Source organism: Propionicimonas sp., assembly GCF_047606205.1.
Classification (GTDB): Bacteria; Actinomycetota; Actinomycetes; order Propionibacteriales; family Propionibacteriaceae; genus Propionicimonas.
Window position 1 is genome coordinate 1 of the sequence record NZ_JASGES010000142.1, and the last position, 3,364, is coordinate 3,364.

3 protein-coding genes are annotated in these 3,364 nt (G+C 69.9%); all 3 read right to left on the reverse strand.

All coding sequences use genetic code 11. The annotated features are described in order from the left end of the window. Positions 1-37: 37 nt before the first annotated feature. Positions 38-1,192 carry a sensor histidine kinase gene (locus QM633_RS09140; protein WP_415153442.1) on the reverse strand — a complete coding sequence of 385 codons (1,155 nt, stop codon included), beginning with the start codon at positions 1,190-1,192 and terminating at the stop codon, positions 38-40. Further along, positions 1,189-1,863: a response regulator transcription factor gene (locus tag QM633_RS09145; protein WP_415153444.1), complete on the reverse strand. Its 675-nt coding sequence runs from the start codon at positions 1,861-1,863 to the stop codon at positions 1,189-1,191. Before QM633_RS09145 ends, QM633_RS09140 begins: the two co-directional genes overlap by 4 nt. A gap of 302 nt (positions 1,864-2,165) precedes the next feature. Continuing rightward, positions 2,166-3,364: serine--tRNA ligase (gene serS / locus QM633_RS09150; protein WP_415153445.1), on the reverse strand; the 1,199-nt coding region annotated here is incomplete at its 5' end.

The window sequence follows — 3,364 nt, forward strand, 5'->3', positions numbered from 1 at the left end:
CCGCGGCGCCCCGGCGCGGGCCCGGTCCGGCGGCGGCCTACGCGGACGCGGACGCGGGCAGCGAGACGGTGAAGGTGGACCCGACGCCCGGCTCGCTCGCCACCGAGACCGTGCCGCCGTGGAGGTCGACCACCCGGCGTACCAGCGACAGCCCCAGCCCACTCCCCTCGCCCGACCGCGCCTTGTCGGCGCGGAAGAACCGCTCGAAGACCCGCGGCAGGTCGTCGGCGTCGATGCCCACTCCCGTGTCGGCGACGGCGACCTCGCAGGTGTCCGGCCCTGCGGCGACCGAGATTCGCACCCGGCCGCCCGGCGGGGTGTACCGGACGGCGTTGTTGACGAGGTTGATCCAGACCTGGTGCAGCATGTCGGCGTCCGCCCGCACCATCACAGGAGCGGTGTCCAACTCCACCTCCAGCTCCCTGGCCGACCACTGCGGCTCGAGCATCAGCACCACGCTGCGCAGCTGCTCGTCCACCGCGACGTCGGCGCGCTCGATGTCGTCGGCGCTGTCGAGGGCGGACAGGCGCAGAAGGTTGTCGCTCAGCCGGGAGAGCCGTCCGGCCTCCGCCGCGATCACATCCAGGTAGTGCTGGCGGGTGGCGTCGTCGAGGCTCCCGTCCCGCAGCAGGGACGCGAACCCGCTGATCGAGGTGAGCGGCGACTGGATCTCGTGCGACACGTTGGAGATGAACTCCTGGCGTTGCTGTTCGACGCTGCCCAGGCCGGCGGCCATCCGGTTCACCGACTCGACGACCTCGGCGAACGCGCCGTTGCGGGGTGAGGCCAGCCGGACCGAGAAGTCGCCGTGGGCGATCCGCTCCATCGCGTCGCCGAGGTCCTTCCAGAGCCGTTCCGGCTCGTCGCCCAACCGTCCGGTCAGGCGGCCGATGATCATCGCCGTGACTCCGGCGAGAAACACGGTGAGGGCGATCGAGATCAGGTAGGCGATCAGTTCCGGAGGGCGGCCGACCACCCCGAAGACGAAATTGGCGAGCCACCAGCCCGCCGAGAGCGCGAGCAGGGTGAGGGCGAGGTTGCGCAGGATCTCCCAGACCGAGGGACGCTGACGCTCCGGACGCGCCCGCTCGGTGCGGGCACGGTCGAGTCGAGCCCGCTCGGTCCGGGCGCGGTCGAGTCGAGCCCGCTCGGTCCGGGGATGCTCGGTGCGACGTCCGTCAGGCCCGGTCACGGGGCGTCCTCCAGCCGGTAGCCGAGGCCCCGGACCGTGGCGATCCGAAAGCCCTTGTCCTCGCCGAATCGGTCGCGGAGCCGGTTGATGTGGACGTCGAGAGTGCGGGAGTTGCCCTCGAACCCGTAGCCCCACACCTCGTCGAGGATGAAGTCCCGGGTCAGCGTTCTTCCCTTGTGCGCGGCGAGCAGGAAGAGCAGATCGAACTCCTTCAGCGGCAGGTCGAACCCGGCACCGTCCAGCGTCGCCACGTGGCTGCCGTTGTCGAGGACCAGCCGCCCGGCGCGGGCAGTGGCGTCCACCACCTTGCGGTAGCGGCGCAGCAGCGCCCGCACCCGCATGACCAGCTCCGCGCCCTCGAACGGCTTGACCAGGTAGTCGTCGGCCCCCGCCTCGAACCCGCGCGCCTTGTCGCCCAGCTGGCCCTTCGCCGTCAGCATCAGCAGCGGCAGCTCTGGGTGGTAGCGGCGGGCGGAGCGGCAGAACCCGACGCCGTCCAGGTGCGGCATCATCGCGTCGACGATGCACAGGTCGACCTGGGTCTCACCGAGGACGCGCAGGCCCTCGCGTCCATCGGAAGCGGAGACGCTGGTGAACCCCGCGCGGTCGAGCAGAGCGGCGACCAGCTCGCGGATGTGCGGGTCGTCGTCGATGACCAGGACGGCACCCATCGAACTCCCTTCGGACGCCGCCAGTATCCGACGCCGACGTAAACGCAGCGTCAACTCCGGACCGAAACCGGGACGCGGACCGAATCGGGGACGGTTCTCTACTCGGTCCACCCCCACCCGACCCGACCCCTGGACCGAATCGGGGACGGTTCCCTACTCGGTCCACCACCCCTCACCTGGGTCGAGGCTGAACCGAAAAGAGAACCGTCCCCCACTCGGTCCGGAGCTCTTCCCGTGGCGTGACGGTGGACCGAGGAGAGAACCGTCCCCAGGTGGTCGGAGTCTGCGGCAGGAAGGCGAGGTCAGGCGGTCGGAGCGAGGTACTCCCGCCCGCCGAGGTAGGGACGCAGCGCCGCCGGCACGTACACCGAGCCGTCAGCCTGCTGGTGGTTCTCCAGCAGCATGATGATCGGGCGGGCCATCGAGCACAGTGTGCCGTTCAGGGTGGCCAGCGAGGACACCGTGTCCCCGTCCCGCATCCGGATGTTCAGCCGGCGGGCCTGGAACTCGGTGCAGTTCGAGGTGGAGGTGATCTCGCGGTACCGGCCCTGGCTGGGGACGTAGCCGTAGCAGTCGTACTTGCGGGCCGCCGAGAGGCCGAGGTCGCCCGAGGCGACGTCGAGCACCTGGAACGGGATCTCCAGCAGCCTGATGAACTCCTTCTCGAAGCCGAGAAGTTTCTCGTGCCACGCCTCGGCGTCGGCCGGGTCGCAGTAGATGAACATCTCGACCTTGTCGAACCAGTGAACCCGGAAGATGCCCTTGGTGTCCTTGCCGTACGAGCCGGCCTCGCGCCGATAACAGGGCGAGAACGCGACGTACTGCCGCGGCAGGGAGGCCGCGTCCAGGATCTCCTCGGAGTGGTAGGCGGCCAGCGCGACCTCGCTCGTCCCGACCAGGTAGAGGTCGTCGCGCTCGAGGTAGTAGACGTCCTCGGCCGCCTGGCCGAGGAAACCCGTCCCCTCCATGGCCGACGGACGCACGAGCGCCGGCGGGATCATCGGGGTGAAGCCCCACTCGGCGGCCTTGGCCATGGCCAGGTTCAGCAGCGCGAACTCCAGTTGCGCGCCGACACCGGTGAGGAAGTAGAACCGAGCGCCGGACACCTTCGAGCCGCGCTCCATGTCGATCGCCTTCAGTCCCTCGGCGATCTCGATGTGGTCTCTGACCTCGATGCCCTCGGCGGCGAAGTCCCGGGGGGTGCCGATGGTCTCGAGCACGTACAGGTCGTCCTCGCCGCCGGTGGGGACGCCGTCGATGACGAGGTTGGGTAGCCGCAGCATCAGGTCGTCGAAGGTGATCTTGGCGGCCTCGGCCTCAGCGGCCGCGTCCTTCACCTGCTGCGCGAGTTCACGCGTGCGGGCGAGCAGTACCGGCTTCTCCTCCGCGGACGCCTTCGGCACCTGCCGGGAGAGTTCCTTCTGCTCGGCCCGCATCGTCTCCGAGGACGCGATCAGCGAGCGGCGCCGCGCGTCGGCGGCGACCAGGTCGTCCACGAGAC

Bases quoted from the DNA above. Each gene is read 5' to 3' on its own strand.
- QM633_RS09145 (WP_415153444.1), bottom strand. From the start codon at position 1,863: ATGGGTGCCGTCCTGGTCATCGACGACGACCCGCACATCCGCGAGCTG.